The 22493-nt window shown below is 60.1% G+C and carries 19 protein-coding genes; 9 read left to right on the forward strand and 10 right to left on the reverse strand.

Annotated elements, in window-relative coordinates:
- Positions 1 to 12 precede the first annotated feature (12 nt).
- Positions 13 to 1140 (forward strand): cytochrome P450, encoded by a 1128-nt coding sequence (locus LCU97_RS20935; RefSeq protein WP_232777653.1) that lies wholly within the window; start codon positions 13 to 15, stop codon positions 1138 to 1140.
- A gap of 19 nt (positions 1141 to 1159) precedes the next feature.
- Here LCU97_RS20935 and LCU97_RS20940 read toward each other — a convergent pair whose 3' ends face one another.
- Positions 1160 to 1501: an FKBP-type peptidyl-prolyl cis-trans isomerase gene (locus tag LCU97_RS20940; RefSeq protein WP_232777654.1), complete on the reverse strand. Its 342-nt coding sequence runs from the start codon at positions 1499 to 1501 to the stop codon at positions 1160 to 1162.
- 153 nt (positions 1502 to 1654) lie between these two features.
- On the opposite strand from LCU97_RS20940, the gene LCU97_RS20945 reads away from it, so the two are divergent.
- Both LCU97_RS20945 and LCU97_RS20950 read left to right on the forward strand, forming a co-directional pair.
- Positions 1655 to 2716: a M4 family metallopeptidase gene (locus LCU97_RS20945; protein ID WP_232777655.1), complete on the forward strand. Its 1062-nt coding sequence runs from the start codon at positions 1655 to 1657 to the stop codon at positions 2714 to 2716.
- A complete protein-coding gene (locus LCU97_RS20950; protein ID WP_053157396.1) occupies positions 2716 to 3039 on the forward strand; it encodes a protealysin inhibitor emfourin in 324 nt (107 codons plus the stop codon). Before LCU97_RS20945 ends, LCU97_RS20950 begins: the two co-directional genes overlap by 1 nt.
- Before the next feature lie 49 nt (positions 3040 to 3088).
- Here the strand turns inward: LCU97_RS20950 and LCU97_RS20955 are convergent, their stop codons facing one another.
- On the reverse strand, positions 3089 to 3397 hold the full coding sequence (locus tag LCU97_RS20955; RefSeq protein WP_053157401.1) for an RcnB family protein: 309 nt from the start codon (positions 3395 to 3397) through the stop codon (positions 3089 to 3091).
- A 140-nt stretch (positions 3398 to 3537) separates the two neighbouring features.
- Here LCU97_RS20955 and LCU97_RS20960 point away from each other — a divergent pair, with 140 nt between their 5' ends.
- Complete coding sequence (locus LCU97_RS20960) at positions 3538 to 4641, forward strand: DNA alkylation repair protein (RefSeq protein WP_232777656.1); 1104 nt, start codon at positions 3538 to 3540, stop codon at positions 4639 to 4641.
- Positions 4642 to 4648: 7 nt separating this feature from the next.
- On the opposite strand, the gene LCU97_RS20965 is transcribed toward LCU97_RS20960, so the two are convergent.
- Together LCU97_RS20965 and LCU97_RS20970 are read right to left on the reverse strand one after the other, a co-directional pair.
- The gene (locus tag LCU97_RS20965) at positions 4649 to 6727 is read right to left on the reverse strand and encodes a putative bifunctional diguanylate cyclase/phosphodiesterase (RefSeq protein ID WP_053157406.1); all 2079 of its coding nucleotides are present in this window, start codon (positions 6725 to 6727) and stop codon (positions 4649 to 4651) included.
- The gene (locus tag LCU97_RS20970; RefSeq protein ID WP_172679663.1) at positions 6691 to 6978 is read right to left on the reverse strand and encodes a hypothetical protein; all 288 of its coding nucleotides are present in this window, start codon (positions 6976 to 6978) and stop codon (positions 6691 to 6693) included. Before LCU97_RS20970 ends, LCU97_RS20965 begins: the two co-directional genes overlap by 37 nt.
- 2 nt (positions 6979 to 6980) lie before the next feature.
- On the opposite strand from LCU97_RS20970, the gene pncA reads away from it, so the two are divergent.
- Together pncA and LCU97_RS20980 are read left to right on the forward strand one after the other, a co-directional pair.
- Positions 6981 to 7622 (forward strand): bifunctional nicotinamidase/pyrazinamidase, encoded by a 642-nt coding sequence (gene pncA, locus LCU97_RS20975; protein WP_053157410.1) that lies wholly within the window; start codon positions 6981 to 6983, stop codon positions 7620 to 7622.
- Positions 7623 to 7627: 5 nt separating this feature from the next.
- A complete protein-coding gene (locus tag LCU97_RS20980) occupies positions 7628 to 8269 on the forward strand; it encodes a DUF1345 domain-containing protein (protein ID WP_053157414.1) in 642 nt (213 codons plus the stop codon).
- Here LCU97_RS20980 and LCU97_RS20985 read toward each other — a convergent pair whose 3' ends face one another.
- Together LCU97_RS20985 and LCU97_RS20990 are read right to left on the reverse strand one after the other, a co-directional pair.
- Positions 8270 to 9568: an ATP-binding protein gene (locus tag LCU97_RS20985; protein ID WP_232777657.1), complete on the reverse strand. Its 1299-nt coding sequence runs from the start codon at positions 9566 to 9568 to the stop codon at positions 8270 to 8272. It abuts the gene before it with no gap.
- Between the two features lie 4 nt (positions 9569 to 9572).
- Positions 9573 to 10274: a response regulator transcription factor gene (locus LCU97_RS20990; protein ID WP_053157422.1), complete on the reverse strand. Its 702-nt coding sequence runs from the start codon at positions 10272 to 10274 to the stop codon at positions 9573 to 9575.
- A 384-nt stretch (positions 10275 to 10658) separates the two neighbouring features.
- Here LCU97_RS20990 and LCU97_RS20995 point away from each other — a divergent pair, with 384 nt between their 5' ends.
- The gene (locus LCU97_RS20995; protein WP_156315982.1) at positions 10659 to 11171 is read left to right on the forward strand and encodes a hypothetical protein; all 513 of its coding nucleotides are present in this window, start codon (positions 10659 to 10661) and stop codon (positions 11169 to 11171) included.
- A gap of 81 nt (positions 11172 to 11252) precedes the next feature.
- Here LCU97_RS20995 and LCU97_RS21000 read toward each other — a convergent pair whose 3' ends face one another.
- The 3 genes from LCU97_RS21000 to LCU97_RS21010 all read right to left on the reverse strand — a co-directional run bounded on the left by LCU97_RS21000 (position 11253) and on the right by LCU97_RS21010 (position 16602).
- Positions 11253 to 13499 (reverse strand): autotransporter outer membrane beta-barrel domain-containing protein, encoded by a 2247-nt coding sequence (locus LCU97_RS21000; RefSeq protein ID WP_232777658.1) that lies wholly within the window; start codon positions 13497 to 13499, stop codon positions 11253 to 11255.
- Positions 13500 to 13729: 230 nt separating this feature from the next.
- The gene (locus LCU97_RS21005; protein ID WP_232777659.1) at positions 13730 to 15712 is read right to left on the reverse strand and encodes a hypothetical protein; all 1983 of its coding nucleotides are present in this window, start codon (positions 15710 to 15712) and stop codon (positions 13730 to 13732) included.
- A gap of 95 nt (positions 15713 to 15807) precedes the next feature.
- Complete coding sequence (locus tag LCU97_RS21010) at positions 15808 to 16602, reverse strand: hypothetical protein (protein WP_232777660.1); 795 nt, start codon at positions 16600 to 16602, stop codon at positions 15808 to 15810.
- Between the two features lie 272 nt (positions 16603 to 16874).
- Here LCU97_RS21010 and LCU97_RS21015 point away from each other — a divergent pair, with 272 nt between their 5' ends.
- Complete coding sequence (locus tag LCU97_RS21015) at positions 16875 to 18020, forward strand: efflux RND transporter periplasmic adaptor subunit (RefSeq protein WP_232777661.1); 1146 nt, start codon at positions 16875 to 16877, stop codon at positions 18018 to 18020.
- Positions 18021 to 18034: 14 nt separating this feature from the next.
- A complete protein-coding gene (locus LCU97_RS21020) occupies positions 18035 to 21139 on the forward strand; it encodes an efflux RND transporter permease subunit (protein WP_232777662.1) in 3105 nt (1034 codons plus the stop codon).
- Positions 21140 to 21281: 142 nt separating this feature from the next.
- Here LCU97_RS21020 and LCU97_RS21025 read toward each other — a convergent pair whose 3' ends face one another.
- Positions 21282 to 22469 (reverse strand): pyridoxal phosphate-dependent aminotransferase, encoded by a 1188-nt coding sequence (locus LCU97_RS21025; protein WP_232777663.1) that lies wholly within the window; start codon positions 22467 to 22469, stop codon positions 21282 to 21284.
- Positions 22470 to 22493: the final 24 nt, after the last annotated feature.

The following is a 22493-nucleotide window of genomic DNA, read 5'->3' on the forward strand; positions in this document are numbered from 1 at the left end:
AGGCAGCGCTCCATGGACCCGATCACCGCCGCGACCCACTTTGATCCCTATCCTTACTATGCGAGCCTTCGAGCGGCTGGCGGAATGACCTTCGACGCGCACTTGAAGCTATGGATTGCCAGCAGCGCCGAAGCGGTGTGCGCCGTGCTCCGTCATGTCGACTGTCATGTGCGCCCACCCCACGAACCCGTGCCGCAAGCCATTGCCGAAGGTCCCGCCGGCCGGGTCTTCGGGCTGCTGATGCGCATGAACGAAGGCGAACGCCAGCGTTGCCCGAGGTCGGCGATTGCGCCGGGTTTGCAAGATGTCCCTCAACAACAGATCGAGGCCCTGGTCAGGGCCCGCTTTTTCAAGGACGGCGCCGAAGGCCTGCACCACGCTCAATTCATCGGACCGGCTGCCGTTGTGGCAGCCCTGCTGGGTTTCAGCCCGGCGGACAGCCGCCTGGTCAGCCAGCTGACAGGGGATTTCGTCGCCTGCCTGTCCCCCCTGAGCAATGCCACACAACTGCAGGCGGCGCACCGCGCCACCGAACAACTCGAGGCCCTGTTTCGCGAGCGGATCGAGACAAACGATCACGCCAGCCCCTTGCTCACCGGCATCTGCCAACGCTTCGAGGGCGCCAACCCGGACAACCTGATCGCCAACCTGGTTGGACTGCTTTCGCAGACTCATGACGCCACGGCGGGTCTGATCGGCAACGCGCTGCTGGCATTGCGGCACGACCCGGCACTGCTGCTCAGGCTCAAGGAAGATCCGACGCGCATCGGCCCGTTGCTGGCGGAAATCCAGCGCTTCGATCCTGGCGTGCAGAACACCCGCCGCTTCGTTGTCGCCCCCAGCGAGATCCTCGGCGTTTCGCTGGAACCCGGGGATGCCATCCTGGTATTGCTCGCCTCGGCCAACCGCGATCCGGCTCTCAACCCGCATCCGGACCTCTTGCTGATGGATCGCCCGAACCGTCGCAGCTTCACCTTCGGCGCAGGGCGCCACGAGTGTCCAGGACAGGCCCTGGCACTGGGTATCGGCCGTGCCACGCTGGCGACACTCCTCGAGCGAGAGCCGCCGCTGGAGCGACTGGACTGGCGCTACCGCCCTTCGGTCAACGGTCGTATCCCGGTATTCAGCAACCGACCCTGAAAGGCCCTGCCAAACAGGTTCAATCGTCGCGGGTCAGAACTTCCAGCAGCTCGATCTCAAAGACCAGATTACTGTTGGGCTTGATATGCGCGCCCACAGAGCGCTCACCGTAAGCCAGGTGGGCCGGCACCAGCAGCTTGCGCTTGCCGCCGACCTGCATGCCCATCAGGCCGAGGTCCCAACCTTTGATGACACGACCGGTGCCGATCACGCATTGAAAGGGCTTGCCACGACTATAGGACGAATCGAATTCGGTGCCGTCTTCGAGCGTGCCGCGATATTGGGTGGTGATCAGCGCCCCTTTGACTACGCTTTTACCGTCGCCCTGCTCCAGGTCGATAATCTGCAGTTCTTCGTTCATGGGTCATATCCGTGATTTCAAGGCGCGGTTTTTCGCAGAAATCGGTGCGCCTGGCAAACTTTTGTGGCAAGCGGTCTTCCAGTGGGAGGGAACCGCAATGGCCGCCTCGGTTCACATGGGTATCGACCCTGCATTTCAGATAAGGATGTTCTGATGATCGACTCTCGCCCACTCCACGGCTTCATTCCACCTTACATTCTCAATCGCATCATCGCCCACGGCTCCGAACAACAACGTTCCAGTGCCCTGGGCACACTGACCCACGTGCGCAACCTGCGACACAATCCTGGCCCACCCAACCATCCGCCCGCCGCAGCCGCCCTGCCCAAGCCTGGCAAGGCCGGCCGCCCACAGCGCAGCGTGCACGACGCCCAGAACACCATGGATCTGCCCGGCCAACCGGTGCGCCTCGAAGGTCAGCCGGCCAGCGGCGACCCGGCCGTCGACGAAGCCTACGACGCCCTGGGCGCCACTTACGATTTTTTCTGGAACATCCTGGGCCGTGACTCCATCGACAACAAGGGCTTCGCCCTGGTAGGCACCGTGCATTATGGCCAAGGCTACGAGAACGCCTTCTGGAATGGCGCGCAAATGGTGTTCGGCGACGGCGATGGGGAAATTTTCCAGCGCTTCACCCGTTCCCTGGACGTGGTGGCCCACGAGCTTGCCCATGGCGTCACCGAAAGCGAAGCGGGTTTGATTTATGCCAACCAGTCCGGCGCGTTGAACGAGTCCATCTCCGATGTGTTCGGCGTTCTGGTCAAGCAGTTCGTCCTGGAGCAGACCGCCGACCAGGCAGACTGGTTGATCGGCGCCGACCTGCTCACCGACAAGATCAACGGCGACGGCCTGCGCAGCATGTCCAACCCGGGCACGGCCTACGACGACCCACTGTTGGGCAAGGACCCGCAACCGGCGCATATGCGCCAGTTCGTCATTACCCGCGAAGACAACGGCGGCGTGCACATCAACTCAGGCATTCCCAACCGCGCCTTTTATCTGGTCGCCACCGCGTTGGGCGGATTTGCCTGGGAAAAAGCCGGCCGGATCTGGTATGACACCTTATGCGATAGAAATCTGACCAACGACGCCACCTTCAGCGCCTTCGCCCACTTGACCGTCGAGCACGCCCGTCGGCGCTTTGGCGAACGAGAGGTTCGAGCGGTGCAGGACGGCTGGGCTCAGGTCGGCGTCAACCTGACCGAGGAGAGTTGATGAAGCACCTTCCAGACCTCGACGATAACGCCGTGGTACGCCTGTCCCGCCAGGGCGGCGTGGCGGCTATCCATGCCCTGACCCGGCCCCGGGAAATCGAGTTCGCCCAATGCGATATCGACCAGCGCACGCGCATCTGCTCGGTGCTGGAGGGCTGCGTGCCGCTGGCCTCGGCAGAATCGGGTCGTGGCGACCAGCGTTTTTTCCGTATCGAAGTACGCTATCGCGCCAATGACCAGGACGACGAAATGGTGCTGCAAGTGCCCGAGGACCGGGCACCTGGCGAGCTGGTTCATCTGTGGGACAAAGGTGAAGTGATCTGAGAGCCTGGGCTTTGTACGAGACGTCGCCCAGGCACTTTCCGTACAAAGCCTAACGCGTAGCTGGCACGATCTTGACGATGGCACCCGACACGGTTTCGATCAGCAGGTATTTGTCGTCGATTTGCACCCATTGCTGGTCGCTTGTCGGCTGCTCGAGTTGTTTCTGCTTCCAGTCCTTCACGGCCCTGTCGGCGCGCTGGTAGTCCGCTGGTACGCGGTCGTTCTCCACCAGCCTGCGGCCATTGCTCGGCGAGTGCTCCAAGGCATCGCCGGTCTTCTCGACTGCGTGCGTCGCAGGCCCAAGGACGGCGAGACCGGCGATCAGAAGCAGACTGGCGGTCAGGGTTGGTTTACGCATAGAAAAAACTCCAGTTTTCGAGGGACTGAAGCTGGGACTTCGCGGGCGGCGAATCATTCCGTTGACTGTGGCCGTGACGAGGGAAGCTTGCTCCCTCGCCACGGGATATAGTGAAACCCCCTTGGACGACGGACCCCACCATGACAACCCCGACCACTGCCTCCCCTGCCCTCAAGGAAATCTTCAACACCGCACGCCTGGAACACATCGCCAGCGAAATGAGCGCGGTGTACCCGGCATTCGACGCCAAGGCCTTCCTGCGCATGGCCAACGAGGGGCTGGCCGAGTTGTCGGTGATGCAACGCATGGCCCGGGTCAGCGAGTGCCTGCATGCCGTGCTGCCCCTGAGCTATGAGGCCTCGCTGGACGTGCTGCGGGATCTGGCCCCGCGACTGAACAGCATGTTCGTCAGCATGTTCCTGCCTCACTACGTTGCCCGCCATGGCCGGCACGCCTTCGACCTGTCCCTGGACGCGCTCAAGTATTTCACCCGGTTCGGTTCTTCGGAATTCGCGGTGCGGCACTTCCTGCGCGACGATCTGGAACGCAGCCTCAAGGTCATGCACACCTGGGCGCTGGATCCCGACGAGCACGTACGACGCCTGGCCAGCGAAGGCAGCCGTCCGCGGCTGCCGTGGTCGTTTCACCTGGAGCCGATCCAGGCCAACCCCGAACTCACCGCCACAATCCTGGAGACCCTAAAGGCCGACAGCAGCCTCTATGTGCGCAAGTCTGTGGCCAATCACCTCAACGATGTGACCAAGCAGCATCCCGACTGGGTGCTGGACCGGATCGAAGGCTGGCCGCTGCAAGACCGCCATACCGCCTGGATTGCCCGGCACGCGCTGCGCAGCCTGATCAAGCAGGGCGATCCCAGGGCGTTGGCCGTCATCGGGGTAGGCGGCAAGGCCCAGGTCCGGGTTTCGGAATTGAAGGTGACACCTGCGGTGATTCGCCTCGGAGAGCAGATCACGCTGTCCTTCAAGGTGCAGTCCACCCTGGAAGAACCCCAGCGCCTGGTGGTCGACTATGCCATCGATTATGTGAAAGCCTCGGGCGGCACCTCGGCCAAGGTGTTCAAGCTAAAGACCTTCGATCTGCCGGCCCACGGCTGCGTCGCCCTGAGTCGCTCCCAATCCATTCGCGAGCTGACCACTCGCCGGCACTACGCGGGCCGGCACGCGGTGCACCTGCTGGTCAATGGCGAGCGACTGGGGAGCACGGCGTTCGACATCCTTGCCTGACGCCCAATCAGACCGCCACCATCCGTGGCGCCTGGCGGATATTCTGCAGGAAACGCTCCGCCGGCAACGGATGCCCCAGCAGGTAGCCCTGTAAAGAATCGCAGCCCAGCTCGGTCAGGAAGCTCTGTTGCACATCCGTCTCCACACCTTCGGCGACAATGCGCAGACCAAGGGCCTGGCCGAGGGCGACAATGGCCGAGACGATGGCGGCGTCGTCGCTGTCATGCTCCAGGTCACGCACGAAACCACGATCGATCTTCAGTTCGTTGGCCGGTAGCCGCTTGAGGTACATCAGGCTCGAATAGCCGGTGCCGAAGTCGTCGATGGACAAGTCCACGCCCATGTCCGACAGCTGTTGCAGCACCGTCATGCTCGCATCCGCGTCGCTCATGGCCGTGGTTTCAGTGATTTCCAGGGTCAGGCTGTTGGCCGGCAGACAATGCGTCTCCAGCGCCTTGGCCACGCTTTGCACCAGGCCCGCGTGGCAGAACTGCAAGGCCGACAGGTTCACCGCGATGCGCCAGTCGGTATAGCCGAGCACGTACCATTCGCGCATCTGGCGGCAGGCCTCGTTCAGTACCCATTCACCGATGGCGATGATCAGGCCGGTCTTTTCCGCCAGGTCGATGAAAGTGTCGGGCATCAACAGGCCCTGGGTCGGATGGTTCCAGCGCAACAACGCCTCTGCGCCCACCGGACGGCCGTTGGCGGCGTCGAACTTGGGCTGGTAATGCAGGCTGAATTGCCGCTGTTCAACAGCGATACGCAAATCCTGGAGCAATTGCAGTTGCTTGCGAGCGTTGCTGTTCATGGAGGCATCGAAGAAGCTGTAGCCGTTCTTGCCGGAACCCTTGGCGTGATACATCGCTGCATCGGCATTCATCAGCAACTCTTCGGCGTTCTGGCCATTTCCGGGGTACAGCGCGATGCCGACGCTGGCGGAGATCTGCAGGTCATGTTCGGCGACCCGGAACGTACGACCAATCAACCCGACCTGGCGTGCCGCCAGCCGCAAGGCGTCGTCGGGCTCGGCCAGTTGCACCAGCAGCACGAACTCATCGCCGCCAATCCGCGCCAGCGTGTCCTGGCTGCGCAGGTCTTCGCGCAGGCGCAGGGCCACGTCCCGCAACAACAAGTCACCCATGTGATGACCAAAGGCGTCGTTGACCGGTTTGAAGCCGTCCAGGTCGATGAACATCAAGGCGAAGCAGCCTCCCTGCTCCCGCACCCGGTGCATGGCCTGACCGATGCGGTCGGCCAGCAGTACACGGTTGGGCAACCCGGTGAGCGGGTCATGCAGGGCCAGTTGGGTCAGCTCACGGTTGGCCAGGGTCAACGATTGAGCCAGCTCTGCGGTACGGGCTTCCAGGCGTGCATCGAGAATCGACGTCAGCAGGGCAATGGCCAGCACCGCCAGGGTGGTGATCAACACGATGTTGTCCAACCCCTTGCCGCTGAGCCCATCCAGGGCGCCGCAAAAACTGCCTTCGCGAAACTGGGCCCCGGCCATGCCGGTGTAATGCATGCCAACAATGGCGCCCCCCATGATCACCGCTGCGCCGGCCCGGGCCAGTCGCACATGTGGGGTGTTCTGGCGCAGGCGAAAGGCTATCCACAGGGCCGCCGCAGAGGCTCCCACCGCGATCAGCAGCGAAGCACTGAACAGCGTCGGGTCATAGTCGATGCCCGGTTGCATCTGCAACGCCGCCATGCCGGTGTAATGCATGGCGCTGATGCCGGCGCCCATGATCAGTGCCCCAAACGCCAACTGCCACGCAGGCAACCGGGGCTGGCTGACCAGCCACAGGGCGAAACCGCAGGAAAGGACGGCGATGAGCAGCGACAGCGCGGTGATCGATACGTCGTAGCCCAGCTCCACCGGCAAGGTAAACGCCAACATGCCGATGAAGTGCATGGACCATACGCCCACCCCCATCGCCAGCGAGCCACCGGCCATCCATAAATACGCCGCGCGCCCGTGGGTGGTGGCGATACGTCCGGCCAAATCCAGCGCGGTGTAGGACGCCAGCACTGCAACCAACAGGGAAATCAAAACAAGGGCGGGGGAATAGCTGCCGATGAGCATGGAGTTTTCTCGTAACTGGAAAGCCGAACTGCCTCCATGCCCGGTTTAGGTAAGCGATTGTACACAACCGTATCGTGCGCGCACGAACCGAATATCAAAAAGCCATTATTTACGACGAAATACATGGGGCTTTCCACAAGGCTCCACCGATAAGGCAACATCAGGACCGGCATGCAGACGCCTTCATAAAAAACAGCTTCCTTGCAATGCGGGTTGGCTAAGCTGGGAAAAGCCACTTCAGGAGAAGCCATTCATGTCCCTTCCAGACACCAGGGCCACGACCACCGCGCTGCTGGTGATCGATGTCCAGAACGATTTCATCCCCGGCGGCCAACTGGCCGTTCCGGGGGGCGACGAGATTGTGCCGTTGATCAACCGCCTGGGCCGCTCCTTCGCACAGGTCGTCCTCGCACAGGACTGGCATCCGGCCGGACACGCCTCGTTTGCCTCCAGTCATCCCGGCAAGCAGCCTTTTGACCTCATCGAGTTGCCGTACGGCGAGCAGAAACTCTGGCCCGACCACTGCATACAAGGCACCCAGGGCGCCGCGCTGCACCCTGCACTGGACCTGCCCCACGCGCAACTGATCATTCGCAAGGGTTGCAATCCGGCCATCGACAGCTACTCGGCCTTCATGGAAGCCGACCGTCGAACCCCCACCGGGTTGGCGGGCTACCTCAAGGAGCGCGGCATCGATACCGTCTACCTGGTAGGCCTGGCGCTGGATTTCTGCGTCATGTTCTCGGCCCTGGATGCCCGGGCCGCCGGGTTCAACGCGTTCGTGGTGGTCGACGCCTGCCGTGGCATTGATATCGACGGTTCGATGACTACGGCGATCCGGCGCATGCAGGAGGCTAACGTGGCATTGATCCAGTCCAGCGCCCTGGCGGGCTAGCGCCCATGTCTTTTCTCGCTCGCACCCATCCACGACTTTCCGCGGCCACGGTCCTTGGTTTGATCGCGGGATTTCTGCTGCCCGTGGACTCGGTCATCGGCAAGATCCTGGCCGGCTGGAACGTCGGGGTCTGGTCCTATCTGGCACTGATGTTCTGGCTGACGGTGCAAGCCAAGGCGCCCGATGTCAGGCGCATCGCCGAGATCGAAGACGAAAACGCGGGACTGGTGTTGCTGATGGTCTGCATCGCGGCATTGGCCAGCCTGGCGACTATCACCTTCGAGCTGGCCGGCAGCCGTGAGTTGCAAACCGCCGGCAAGTTGCTGCATTACGGTTTCACCGCGCTCACGGTCATAGGGTCGTGGCTGCTGATCGGCGTGATCTTCAGCCTGCATTATGCGCGGCTGTTTTACACCTGGGACGGCAAGGAGCCGGCCCTGCGCTTCGCCGAGGGCTTGACCACCCCCAACTATTGGGACTTCCTGTACTTCTCGTTCACCATCGGGGTGGCGGTGCAGACATCGGACGTGGGCGTCGCCACCCGGCAGCTGCGCAAGATCGTACTGGCGCAATCGTTGATCGGGTTTGTGTTCAACACGGCGATCCTGGGGTTCTCGATCAATATCGCGGCGGGGTTGTTCGGCTGATCAGGGCGCCGGCAGCCACAACCTGAACCGCGCCCCACCCAGCGGCGAGGCCTCGACCGTCAACGTACCGCCCTGGGCCTCCAGAGCACGGCGGCTGATGGCCAGGCCGAGGCCGAAGCCGCCCGTGGCGCGGTCGCGGCTGCGGTCCAGACGGTAGAACGGCTCGAACACCCGCTCACGCTCGTCGTCGGGAATGCCGATACCGTCGTCGTCCACCCAGATCTCGCAACCTTGATCGCTGACCAGCACCCCGACCTGGATCCGCTTCTCGCAATAACGCATGGCGTTGCGCAACAGGTTCTGCAACGCCCGGGCGGTCAGGCGCGGGTCCAGCACGAAACGCTCCAGGGTGCCGTGCAGCAACACGTCGATCACCACGTCCGGCGCCGCCAGGTCCTCATCGACGCTGCCCAGGATGCTGTCGATGAACTCGTCCAGCGGCACTTCGACCCGCTCGGGCAGACGCGCCGGATTTTGCAAACGGCTATAGGACAGCAATTCCAGCACCAGCTCATCCAACTCGCGAATGTGCGCCACCAACCCCTGCAGGCGTTCGCGGCTGGCGGGTGGCAGGTCGTCGGACAACGCCAGGGCCAGGCCGAAATCGAGCCGGGTCAAGGGGGTGCGCAGTTCGTGGGAGACCGCGTTGAGCAAATCGCGCTGCTGGTTGAGCAACTTCTCGATGTCGCCGGCCATGGTATCGAACACATGGGCCAGGCTGCCGATGTTCGAGCTGGAGGCGATGTGGGTTCGTTCGCTCAAATACCCCTTGCCGAAACGTTCGGCGGTGCGCTTGAGGCGCTCCAGATCGCGCCAGTGGGGGCGCAGCCAGAGCAACAGGCAGGCGAGCAGCGTCGCGCCGATCAGCACGTTGATGCTCCAGTACAACCAACTGACATCAGCCGGGTCCGGCGGGACAACCATCTTGACCGCCATCTGCCCATCCAATGGCGACACCGCCAGGGTCCGCCAACCCCATTCGCCGAGGCGCACCACGTTCTCACCGCGTTTGAGGCGCGCCTGCTCGTCGGTGCTGAAGCCATTATCGTCGATGGGCACCAGTTCGATGCGCAACGGGTCGAATTCCTTATCCATTTGCGCCGCCAGCGCCGGCCACTGCGCCCCGGGCGCCGCATGGAACTGCTTGACCATCAGGGTTTGCAGGCCACGGGAATAGTCGAGGTTGTAAGTCAGGAAGCGCTCGTGGAACAGACGGATCACCAGTTCCGGCATCAGGTAGATCGCCGCGCTGTAGGACACAATGGTGACCAGGTAAAGACGGATCAGCAGCTTCCACATGGGCTCAGCATTCCCACTCGGAACGGCTGAACAGATACCCTTTGCCCCACACGGTCTTGATCTTGCGCGCCTCGCCAGCGTTGTCGTCGAACTTGCGCCGCAACTTGGAAATCGCCACGTCCACCGAACGGTCGGTGCCGTTGAACTCGATGCCCCGCAGGCGTTGCAGGATCTGGTCGCGACTCAGCACTTCGCCCGAATGCCGGGCCAGCACCACCAGCAGGTTGTACTCACCGCTGGACAGCTCCACCGGCTGGCCGCGCCAGGTCACGGTGCGCTCGGACAAGTCGATGCACAGGTTGCCCATCAGGATGCGGTCGTTGACCGTCTGGGGTTCGGTGAGGCTGCTGCGCCGCAGCAAGGTACGGACCCGCGCCAGCAAAACCCGGGGCTCGCACGGTTTGGTGACGTAGTCGTCGGCGCCCATCTCCAGGCCCAGCACCTGATCGTGACTGTCGTCCCGGGCAGTGAGCATCAGGATTGGCAAGGACGCCGAATCGGCCCGCAGCAAGCGGCAGACCTGCAAGCCGTCCAGGCCGGGCAGCATGAGGTCGAGGATCACCAGGTCCGGCGGATCGACCCGCGCCCGCTCACGCACATGATCACCACGGCTGAGCACGCTGACCTGATAACCATTGCGTTCCAGGTAACTGGCGATCAGTTCGCTGAGGGCGGTGTCGTCTTCCACCAGAAGGATGTTGGGCATGGGCGATTCCAGAAAAGTGCTGTGGCGCCTGATAGATCCTCTTCGCGAGCAAGCCCGCTCCCACAAGGTTCACGCAAACCCTGTGGGAGCGAGCCTGCTCGCGATGAGGCCCTGCCAGGCGCAGGAAATCTCAAGCTGCCAAGGATATACGCCCTCACCCACCCCCGAGCAAACCCCTTACACAATTTCACATACCGCCTACAAAGCTTTCCCGCTGTCGCCATTAGCAATCTTTGAGCGGTCAGTAAAAGCACAGGCGTATCGAGCGGCATACTGTCAACTCTTACAGTTTACAACCCCTCGGATAAGGCATTACATGAAGTCGATCTCACCTGTACCTCATTGGTGGGGCACCCTTTGTCACGACAATGGAGATTGATATCGATGAGCGCACTAATGAGAGAAATCACACAACCGGTCTTACTTGGATTTTGCCAGGGAGAGATCGGATCAGTGCCATTTAACGCCAACTTGGTGGAGCTGTCCGAGATTGACTATCCCAACTATCCCTCCCCCCATGACAAAGCCCGCGTCATGCTGGCAACGCAGCTGGCGCCAGGGCCAGATTACACGACCAAGGAACTGCAGGTTTCTTTTACCAAGGACTTGAATGGCGGCACATATCCGGTGGGTGAAGCAACCTTTCCTGTGGGGGTTACATTCATCGATCGCTCGGTTCCCAGTGCGCCTGTGATTTATAGACAACACAATGGCATCGCAAGGATTGAATACAATCCCACAAGCGCGTCACTCTCAGGTGAAATCAGTGTGGATCTCGAAAATCGTGATGATGGGACGATCACCCCGCTGAGCCTCAGAGTCATTTTTAGTGCCCATACCCCTGTACGCGTCCGAAGAAACCTGCGTCGCCCTTCACCCCGGGCAAGAAACTGCTGACCGGCCCTTACCGGACTCAGGCCAGTCCAATGCATAAAAAGGAGGCCGAAGCCTCCTTTTTAATTCAACAGGTTCTATTTATTAAAATGCGTAACGCAGACCCAACGTCAACCCAACCGGCTGCCGAAAGTTTTTCCCATCGCTGTATTCATAATCCGCGTGCAATTGCAGTTTCTCTGACATGGATGCAGCAATCCCCGCTCCCAGCCCCGTGCGTGAGCCGGACAGGTCATTATTGAACACATGATCATTGACTTGTACTTCATTGTTTTTTGCGAACTCATAAGCACCGGACACACGAACATAGGGTTGCAATTCAACATCATTGTTCACTTTAAAGTTTCGTCCGGCAGTCAGGCCAACCTCGCCCAGCAGGGATCGCGCACGGTCACCTTCAGCGTGCAGGCCGTTGTCCAGGGAGAAACTTTTTCCCTGAATGACCACCGCAGACCATTTGGTAAACGGCTCGATGAAATAGCCATCGTCGAGCTTCATATGCCGACCGAACTCGACAGATCCACCGACGCCGCTGTTGTCATAATCACCCTTGGCCCGGCTACCATCACTCAGGCTTGCCTTGGCTTTGTTACGAAACCGGTTAACTTTCAAGACAGCATCGGCGTAATACCCGCTGCTCGCATCGAGCCAGGTGGCATAAGTACCGAGGTAGTAACTGTCGACATCACCCGAGCTGCCCGCATCCAGATTCAGGTCGGAGGTACTATGGCCTCCCATTACACCCACCAGCCATTGACCATCCCCCAGCTCCAGTGCGGCGTCAGCACCAAGGGTAAATCCCTGTTGGCTTTGCCGATACGCCAGGCCGGAGCCGTTGGCAATTTCGTATTTATTGCCGTAAGTCCGTCCCCACGCTCCAGACTGGCCAGGGTTCATTCGCAACTCACCCATACGGGTGCGCAACGACGTCAACTCGCCATACCAGGTGGGCAATGGCGTGTTGAAAAGCGCCATCACCGAGCGGGTACCCGGACTGATGACACGAGTATCCGGGTCCAGAATCCAGTCATTGCCGCTCTTCGCCAGACTATACGAATAGGCACCTTGATCTACCACGTCATTGAACAGCGTGAACTGCGCGTCGCCCCCGCCGGTGGTCACGACCGTGATCGGCTGACCGGCGGCCGGTTCGGACCCGCTACTGGCGATCAGCAATTCATGCGTACCGCTAGCAGTACCGGTGACATTCAAAACATCCGTGCGACCCGTGGCGAAATCAGTGCCCATGATGAATCGCCCCTGGCCCGACAAACTCGCCACATCCAGCTGATAGAACGCACTGTCGGCGCCGAAACGGACTGAACCGCCATTGAGTACCAGGCTTTCAACCTGGCTATTGTCCACCAGCACCCACTCGGAGCTTCCATTGATAGTCGCACTGGCCACATTTTCCAATCGCCCGGTCAGTACGGAATTGTTCTGCAAGGTCAGATGGGTCGTGCTGCCGGACTCCGTCACGATATCCCCCGTCAATGAGCTGCCGTTTACCGTCATCGCCGTGGTGGCCCCACCCTTGACTTCCAGCAGCGTGCCATTGCCGGCTAACAGATTGGAGTTGGTCACGTTCAACGTGGCAGTTGCGGCCCCCTCATTATTGAAGTCGACCACGATCGCTGAGCCGCCCCTGCCCTGAACGGTGGTGTTTTCCAGGTTCAGGGTAGCCGGTGCAATACCCGTCACATCGAGCTCGATGAACACCCCATTTTGCCCGCCGACAATCGTACTGTTGTTGGCAACCGCAGTGGCGCTCTGAAGCCACAAGCCATAGCCGGTGGAGGCGGTACCTTCAAGCGTGGAGTCGGAAATATTGAGCACGCTGTGGGACGAGGCAAATGCACCGGCGTCCGCTCCTGTAACAGTGCTGTTACCCGTTACATTGACGACAGAGCCATCCAGGCCGGTGGAAAACCGCACCGCCGATATCCCGAAAACATCACCGTTGATGTTGCTGTTGTTGATATTGCCCTGGCTGGAAACCAATTGAATACCCGCAAAGCCGGAACCCGAAACGTTGGCCCCGTTCACGTTGACAGTCGAACCGTTACTGCCCGTAATCGCCTGGGTACTGCTGCCCGCGTTGACATTGACCGTTGAAGCATCCGCATCGATGCCAAGCGCTTGTGCATTATTGACATCCAACGTTGCGTTTTGACTCAAAAACCAACTCTCAGCCACATCGCCATTGTTTACAGTGGCGCTCCCACCGATAAGCGACCCAGCCTCAGCACCAGCAGTTAGCAAAAATACAGGAAGGCACAGTACAGTTTTCAAAAAGGGCGGTGGCGGAAATACCATGGATTTGGAATGCATACTGGATACCTGCTTTGAGAAAATGGATTAAATTCCGGGGCCGGCCGTATGGAGAACCGCGACCACATTTTTCAAGGTCCGCAAGGCTATCGAGTAATGGCGAATTGTTATGTAGGACTTATCTATATGTATCATCAGAAAAATCCTGCAAATATTCATTGCAAAACATCCGACCCCTCACAGGCATGAGCACAACAAGCTCATGCCCAGCGCCGGATCGTTAATATGTCTTACGGTATTGGATTGGCAATCTCACAAAAATCGTCGTTGTTATCCTTCAAAAATACAAAGTGGATAGCCGGATCAGACTCCGGTACGACATCGGTGACGGTATAGGTGAGCTTTCCAAAGCCGTCTGTCACCGGCTTGAAGTTAACGAAGTAATCACCAATCTCCATCTCTATTCCTTCCGCAGGTACGGTACCGACAATCGTATGGGTGGCGGTGACCTCGGTTCCGGCGATAGGGATCGTCGCGTTCTCATCGCTGAACCCTCCCCATTTTAACGTCACGACTCGTGTATCGATAAGCGATGGGCTGAACGGGATCACGACCTTTAAATTCCGACGAGGCGTTCCATCATTCGGAGGTACAAAGTTCAAGGTTGGGCAAGCGATGGCATCATCCTCGAGTCCCTGTACTTCCGGCGGAGGTAAGTCGATTTTGGTAATGTCGACGTTGACATCCTCTTCTAATGACCAGACCGGGTTATTACCCAACACCACCGACAGTTGATACTTTATTTTAATGATCTCATTCGGCTTTCTTGCAATCACATCCCACGGAACCGTCGCAGCCGGAATTTCCGTACCTTCTTCGCCCGGTGCCAGGAAATAAGCAGGGGTGAGCGGCACGTCATCGTACCAGACCGTTATACTTTGCCCGGACTCGGTGGCTGGAGCAGCCCACAATTGAATATAAATATCGGCAGGTTCACCATAGTCATTATCGTCCAGTACATTATCAACTTTCTGAGACGAAACCAGACGAGGTAAATTCAGAGCCGGATTCACTTCATCTGGATCGTCTGGATTTACAGGTCCAGGGTACGAAATATCGACTTGAATCGTTGTCTGATTTTGTGCAACGACATCGCCCGACCCCCGTACCATGACATAGCTGACCGTGGTATCGACCTCACCATCAGTCGCCCCATAAGCGGGTTTAATGATCGTCTCGTAGTCCACAGGCAGAACCAACAGGGTGTTGTTTTCCACGCGCACAGGAGGAAGATCCCTGCCCTGCCAAGTAGCCTGGATTATATCGTTATATACACTTGGCAGGGGCACTTCGATCTCTACCGTCACCCCCTGATTGCAATCCGCCAGATTAATCAATGTGTCACCATCCGTACCGTCCGCCAGCGGTACGACAGGCGGAACGGACACGGGCGGCGGCAAACGCCGGACAGTACGCTGTACCGCCTTGGACGGACGGCTGACGTTACCGGCCAGGTCCGTCATTATAAAGCGCAAGGTATTTACACCTTCCTGCGAGTTTTCAAAGATATCGATGGTCATTGTGATCTTGCCATCGGGCGGCACAGGAACATCGCTCATAATGGGTGTGGAAAAATAGGCCGGATCAGATACATCGCCCCAATAAATATCAACTTTGTCCGTCGCCTCTGCGTTGAATGGCGCTAATGTCAGCGTGATTTCAATTCCGTTGGGGTGATTGCTGATGTATTCGTCATCGATTTCTTGGGTCTGCGGTAGATCCGCGGGAAATGTGACGCCATCAGGAGAAAAATCAGAAGCTGGTGTTTTGACTTGATAAGGCTTCGTCTTGTCGATATGGAACTCAGCAACGGTCGGTGGAGTTGGATTGACGCCGGCGGCATACATTATATAAACCAGCTCGTACTGAGTAGGTGCTTCCGGCGTAGGCAACTCGACAAGATGGACGAGAGGGATACTCAATTCTTTCGGCCAAATACGATCAGCGACCGCCCCCAATGGCAAACGCGTTTCGAGGGGCGTCGTAGCTGTATCGCCTTTGACTCGCAAGAAAACGGTCAGCGTGTCCCGGTCATGTTGAGTGACGGGTTGGTTGATACGATATTCCAGGTCAGAGCTCAGTGCTGCCACAGGAATACGCAAGTCATTCGGCAAGGTTTGTGCGGGGAAGGTGGCTGGATCAAGCAGTATGCCACCGCCACTTGACAGGGAAATTTGCTTGCCTGCACCGATACGTCCAACTTTAGCATTCATGAAATAAACTCCATTTTTATACACGACGGCGCCGGATAATTAATGCTCTGAAAGTGGCGCGAATTTGACAATGCGTTGAATGACATCAATGAGCCTCAAGGACCGCAAGGTTGCGACTCTCCCGGAATAATTCGATCAATTTTCACTGCCCTCTTGACCGAAGCGCCTATCCTCCTGCTACCACGGTAGAGGGTGTAATTCGCCAAGGCGGACGCTTTGTCTATCATCGGTTCCAGATGCGGCCGGAAGGGCTCTATCGTTACCGAAAAACCCCGAGTTATCTCCAAAGCCGTTAACAGCGTATCGATTCTTTTGTAAGTAGCCGCGATGGGCGGGCCGCTGCCGTTCAGACTTTGATATCCAATCCATTCCACGGCACAAGTGTCTCCAGGTCGACAAAAACCAGGGAGCGGAGGAACCTTGACTTCCACGCCCTGCCAGATAGGCGGTTGCGTGGCGCAATTGAGATAACCGAATAAATTTGCCGCGGGAAACTCAACCTCAGTGAGATCCAACGGAATCGGCGTATGATCGATCGTCAGTGTTCTAGGAAACGATGGATGCGGATTTCCGAGATAATTTTTGGTCGTATAGGAAACCTCAACCACACCATCCGTAATGAGATACTGCGGACCAACAGAAATGAAAAATTCCGTTTCGCTGATCGGCGTTGGATGATAAGTCGTCGAGCTGAACTCCACGATACCATTACGTTTCATCTCAACAATGAGTGTATCGGTCTTACCAGGAGGAGATGGTAAAGGCCAGACAGGTATTCTGACCTCGATACCCGTCTGCAACAGATCGAGCGGGATATAGCCGTCCGGGTCGTTTTCGTCCACGCCGACGACAGTTGGCGAATCGTATTCCTGAACTTCAACAGGCGGCATGATGGGTTACCTCGACCTTTCACTGAAGCATCAAGTCGAAGCCAATTAAGCACCGTATCCACCTTATGAACTACTGTCAGATCTAACAGGTCTGACTACCGCTTGTCGGCTTTCATTGCGACATTGCTATCAGGCTCTGTCTGAAAAGTGCCTGCGCGACTCGCGCCAGGGCAACCTGCCCGTTACACAATTTCACACACCGCCTACAAAGCTTTACCGCTTCCGCCGATGGTCCCCCGTAGCATTGCCCCGTTCATTATTGGGGAAGCACCATGTCAAAAAAAGCCTTCGCCACGCTCGGCCTGGTACTCGGCGTATCGCTACTGAGCGCCTGTGACACGTCATCGCCCCCCACGGATGAAGCCCCTTTGGCGACGGTTACCATCGAAACCATCGAAGCCAGGCCCCTTTCCATAAGCGCAGAACTGAGTGGGCGCATCGCCGCGCCCCGAACCGCCGAGGTCCGCGCCCGGGTGCCGGGGGTGGTGTTGCAACGGGTCTACCGCGAAGGCACTGACGTGAAGAAAGGTGATGTGCTGTTCCGCATCGACCCGGCACCGTTCAAGGCCGACCTGGACAGCGCCGAAGCCGCGCTACGCAAGGCCGAGGCCAACGCCTTCCAGGCCCGCTTGCAGGAACAGCGTTACGCCCGGTTGATCGAAGACAACGCCATCAGCGCCCAGGATTACGACAACGCCCGCGCCGCCGTGCGCCAAACCGCCGCCGACGTCTGCGCCAACAAGGCCGCCGTGGAACGGGCCAGGCTGAACCTCGGCTATGCCACCGTCACCGCGCCGATTGCCGGACGCATCGGCCGGGCGCTGGTGACCGAAGGCGCGCTGGTGGGCCAGAACGAAACCACGCCGTTGGCCCTTATCCAGCAACTGAACCCGATCCACGCCGACCTCATGCAATCGACCCGCGAACTCAACGAACTGCGCCGGGCCTTGCGCTCCGGGCAGTTGCAGCAGGTCGGCCAGGGCCAGGCCAAGGCCACGCTGATCCAGGACGACGGCAGCGCCTATCCGTTGCCGGGTAAGCTGCTGTTCACCGATATCAGCGTCGATCCGGGCACCGGCCAGATCACCCTGCGCAGCGAATTCCCCAATCCCGATCTCGACCTGTTGCCCGGCAGCTTCGTACGCGTGCGCCTTGAGCAAGCCTTCGACCGCCAGGGCATCAGCGTGCCGCAACGGGCCATCCAGCGGGACAGCGCTGGCGTCGCCCAGGTATTGCTGGTCGACGCCGAGCAGCAAGTCAGCCTGCAACCGGTGGAGTTGGGTGGCGTGCGGGACGACCGCTGGATCGTCACCCAGGGTCTGAAACCCGGTGACCGAATCGTGGTGCAAGGCCTGCAACATGCACGTCCCGGCGAAAAAGTCCGGGTCGAAGACTCTCCAATTGCCCAGCACCCGTAAGCAGGACATCGCTCATGCCGCAGTTCTTTATCGATCGTCCGGTGTTCGCCTGGGTGGTCGCCTTGTTCATTCTTCTGGCAGGCGCCCTCGCCATTCCTCAGTTGCCGGTGGCGCAATACCCGGATGTGGCGCCGCCGCAAATCGAGATCTCCATCACGTATCCGGGTGCTTCGGCGCAGGCCGTGGACGAAAGTGTGGTCAGCCTGATCGAGGAAGAGCTTAACGGCACCGATAACCTGCTGTATTTCGGCTCCCAGAGCAGCCTCGGCAGTGCCACCCTCACCGCGACCTTCAAGCCCGGCACGAACCCCGAGCTGGCCCAGGTCGACGTACAGAACCGCCTCAAGGCGGTGGAATCGCGACTGCCCCAGTCGGTCATCCAGCAAGGCTTGCAGGTGGAAAAGGTCTCGGCCGGTTTCCTGTTGCTGATCACCCTCACCTCCAATGACGGCAAGCTCGACGACGTCGCTCTCAGCGACTATCTGGCGCGCAACGTGATGAACGAGATCAAGCGCCTGGACGGTGTCGGCAAGGCGCAGCTGTACGGCGCCGAACGGGCAATGCGGATCTGGATCGACCCGCAGAAACTGCTGAGCTTCAACCTGACCCCGGCCGACGTCAACGCCGCCATCGTGGCACAGAACGCTCAGGTGTCGGCGGGCAGCATCGGTGACCTGCCGACCCGTACCACCCAGGAAATCACCGCGACGGTGTTGGTGAAAGGGCAACTGTCGACGCCCGAAGAATTCGCAGACATCGTCCTCAAGGCCAACTCCGACGGCTCCACCGTGCGCATCGCCGATGTGGCCCGAGTCGAGGTCGGCAGCCAGGAGTATCAATTTTCCACACGCTTGAACGGCAAGCCCTCCACCGCCGTCGGGGTACAGCTGTCACCGGGCGCCAATGCCTTGAACACGGCCACCCTGATACGGGAAAAAATGGACGAACTGGCGCGCTACTTCCCGGCCGGCGTGGAATACAAGATCCCCTACGACACCTCGCCCTTCGTCAAGGTCTCCATCACGAAAGTGGTCTACACCCTCGGCGAAGCCATGCTGCTGGTGTTTGCCGTGATGTTCCTGTTCCTGCAGAACATCCGCTACACCTTGATCCCGACGCTGGTGGTGCCGGTGGCGCTGATGGGAACGTTCGCCATCATGCTTGCCCTGGGTTTCTCCATCAATGTGCTGACCATGTTCGGCATGGTGCTCGCCATCGGCATCCTGGTGGACGACGCCATCGTCGTGGTGGAGAACGTCGAGCGGATCATGACCAGCGAAGGCTTGTCGCCCAAGGAAGCAACACGCAAGGCGATGCGGCAGATCACCGGTGCCATCGTCGGCATTACCCTGGTGCTGGTGGCGGTGTTCATCCCGATGGCGTTCATGCAGGGTTCGGTGGGGGTCATCTACCGACAGTTCTCGCTGTCCATGGCGACGTCGATCCTGTTCTCGGCGTTCCTCGCCTTGTCTCTGACACCGGCTCTGTGCAGCACTTTGCTGAAGCCGATCCGCCAGGGCGAGCACCACGCCAAGGGCGGGTTCTTCGGCTGGTTCAATCGGCGTTTCGATCAGCTGGGCGACCGCTACCAGGGCTGGGTCGGCTATGCCTTGAGGCGCAGCGGACGTTTCCTGCTGATCTATGGCGTGCTGCTGGTGGGCATGGGCCTGCTTTTCAGCCGTCTGCCCTCTTCGTTCCTGCCCGTGGAAGACCAGGGCTACACCATCACCGACATCCAGCTGCCGCCTGGCGCGAGCAAGCATCGCACGGTCCAGGTGGTCGAGCAGATCGAAGCCCATAACGCCGGCGAACCCGGGGTGGGCGACAGCACGGTAATCCTGGGTTTCAGCTTCTCCGGCAGCGGACAGAACGCTGCGCTGGCCTTCACCACCCTCAAGGACTGGTCAGAACGTGGTAGCGACGACTCAGCCAGCGCCATTGCCGACCGCGCCAACCTGGCCCTAGGCCAGATCAAGGACGCCATGGCTTTTGCCGTGCTACCTCCACCAGTGGATGGCCTCGGCACGTCCAGCGGGTTCGAATTCCGCTTGCAGGACCGTGGTGGCCTCGGCCACGCCACATTGATGCTGGCACGCGACGAACTGCTCGCCGCCGCCGAAAAAAGCCCAGTGCTGATGAACGTCCGTGAAAGTGCCTTGGCCGAAGCGCCGCAAGTGCAATTGGAAATCGACCGCAAGCAGGCCAATGCCCTGGGCGTTTCATTCGCCGATGTCGGCAGTGTGCTCGCCACGGCGGTGGGCTCTAGCTACATCAACGATTTCCCCAACCAGGGACGGATGCAGCGGGTGGTGGTCCAGGCCGAAGGCGATCAACGCAGCCAGGTGGCCGACCTGCTGAAGATCCATGTGCGCAACGACGCTGGAAAGATGGTGCCGCTGTCAGCCTTCGTCCAGGCCCGATGGACCCAGGGCCCGACACAACTGACCCGCTATAACGGCTACCCGGCCATCAGCATCTCCGGCGAACCGGCCCCCGGCCACAGCACAGGCGAAGCCATGGCGGAGATCGAACGCCTGGTCGCCCAGAGCCCCGCCGGCCTGGGCCAGGAATGGACCGGGCTGTCGTTGCAGGAGCGCCTGTCCGGCAGCCAAGCGCCAATTCTGCTGGGCCTGTCGCTGCTGGTGGTGTTTCTGTGCCTGGCGGCCCTGTACGAGAGCTGGTCGATCCCCACTTCGGTGCTGCTGGTGGTGCCATTGGGCGTACTCGGCGCGGTGCTGGCGGTGTCGTTGCGCGGCATGCCCAACGACGTCTTCTTCAAGGTCGGGCTGGTCACCATCATCGGCCTTTCGGCCAAGAACGCCATCCTGATCATCGAGTTCGCCAAGAGCCTGTACGACGAAGGTCATGACCTGGTCGACGCCACGCTTCAGGCCGCGCGCCTGCGCCTGCGGCCAATCATCATGACCTCTCTGGCGTTCATCCTTGGCGTGGTGCCATTGGCCATCGCCAGCGGCGCCAGCTCGGCGAGCCAGCAGGCCATCGGGACGGGGGTGATCGGGGGGATGATCACGGCGACATTGGCGGTCATATTTGTTCCGGTGTTTTTCGTCGGAGTGATGAGGCTTGTGGGCAGGACCAGCCAGCGAGACGCACACTGACACACCGCAATCATCGAATCGCCGCCCGAAACAGGCTCGCACCCATAGAATGCCTACGGTGAAACGCAGACATTGAAATCACCCAAATCATTGTGGGCGCGAGCCTGCTCGCGATGAAACCTTCAAGTCAGGCGCCGTCCCCTCAGGCTAGACGCTGCCGTAACACGCCCTTCGCGCACAAGACGATCCGCTGGCAGGCATCTGTCAGCTTCAGTCGATCGATCACCAACCCGATCCGAATATGCCCCGCCGCGCTGGGCCCGAACGCCTCGCCGGCCAACACCGACACCCCATAGCCGTCCAGCAGGCGCTCGGCAAAAGCCTGGGCGCCGAGCCCCGTCTGGCGCACGTCGGCCATCACGAACATGCCGCCGTCAGGCCGCACCGGCCTGAGGCCTGGACAGTCATCGAGCATGGCGCACACCAGATCCCTGCGCCGACGATACTCTTCGCGCATCTGCGTCACTTCAGGCAGATCCGCCTCCAGCGCGACCTGTGCGGCGCGCTGCACGAAATCCGGCAGACCGAACAGCATGCACAACGACAGATTCGCCAAGTGTTCTGCGAGAAGTTCGGGCCCGATAACCCAACCGATGCGCCAGCCGGTCATGGCGTGGGACTTGGACAGGCTGTTGATGGTCGCGGTGCGTTCGGCCATGCCCGGCAGGCTGGCCGGGCTGATGTGCGTGCCTTCGTACAACAGGTCGCTGTAGACCTCATCGCTGATCAGCCACAGATCATGTGCGATGCACAGCTGCGCCAGTTCTTGCCAAGTTTGCAGCGGCAAGCTGGCGCCGGAGGGGTTATTGGGGCTGTTGAGCAACAGCGCCCGGGTTCGCGACGTGACCCGCCGGGCCACATCGGCCGGATCGACCCGAAAGCCGTTTTCCGGGCGCACCGGCACGGGCACGACCTTAGCCCCACAAGCGCCGAACACGGCTTCGTAGGTGACGTACATCGGCTCGGCGACGATGACTTCGTCGCCGGGATCGAGCAAGCATTGCGCGACCGCATACACGCCGCACTGCGCCCCTGGCAGCACCGTCACGTGGCCGGCCTCCACGGCCTGACCGCAGCGCTGGCGATGGCGCCGGGCAATGCTCTGGCGCAGCCCATGCAGTCCACGAATGTCGGAGTAATGCGTGTCGCCGGCTCGCAGGCTGTCCACGGCGGCGTCGACAATAGTGCGCGGCGTGTCGAAGTCCGGATCGCCCACCGACAACAGCAACACCTCCCTGCCCCGTTCACGCATCGCCAGCGCCCGGTCGTGTATCGCCCAGGCAGCGGCACCGTCTCCGATGATGCGTTGGGTCAAGGCTGAATAGCGCATGCACGTCTCCTGATTGCGCGGCGT

The sequence above is a fragment of the Pseudomonas uvaldensis genome (assembly GCF_021271205.1).
Classification (GTDB): domain Bacteria; phylum Pseudomonadota; class Gammaproteobacteria; order Pseudomonadales; family Pseudomonadaceae; genus Aquipseudomonas; species Aquipseudomonas uvaldensis.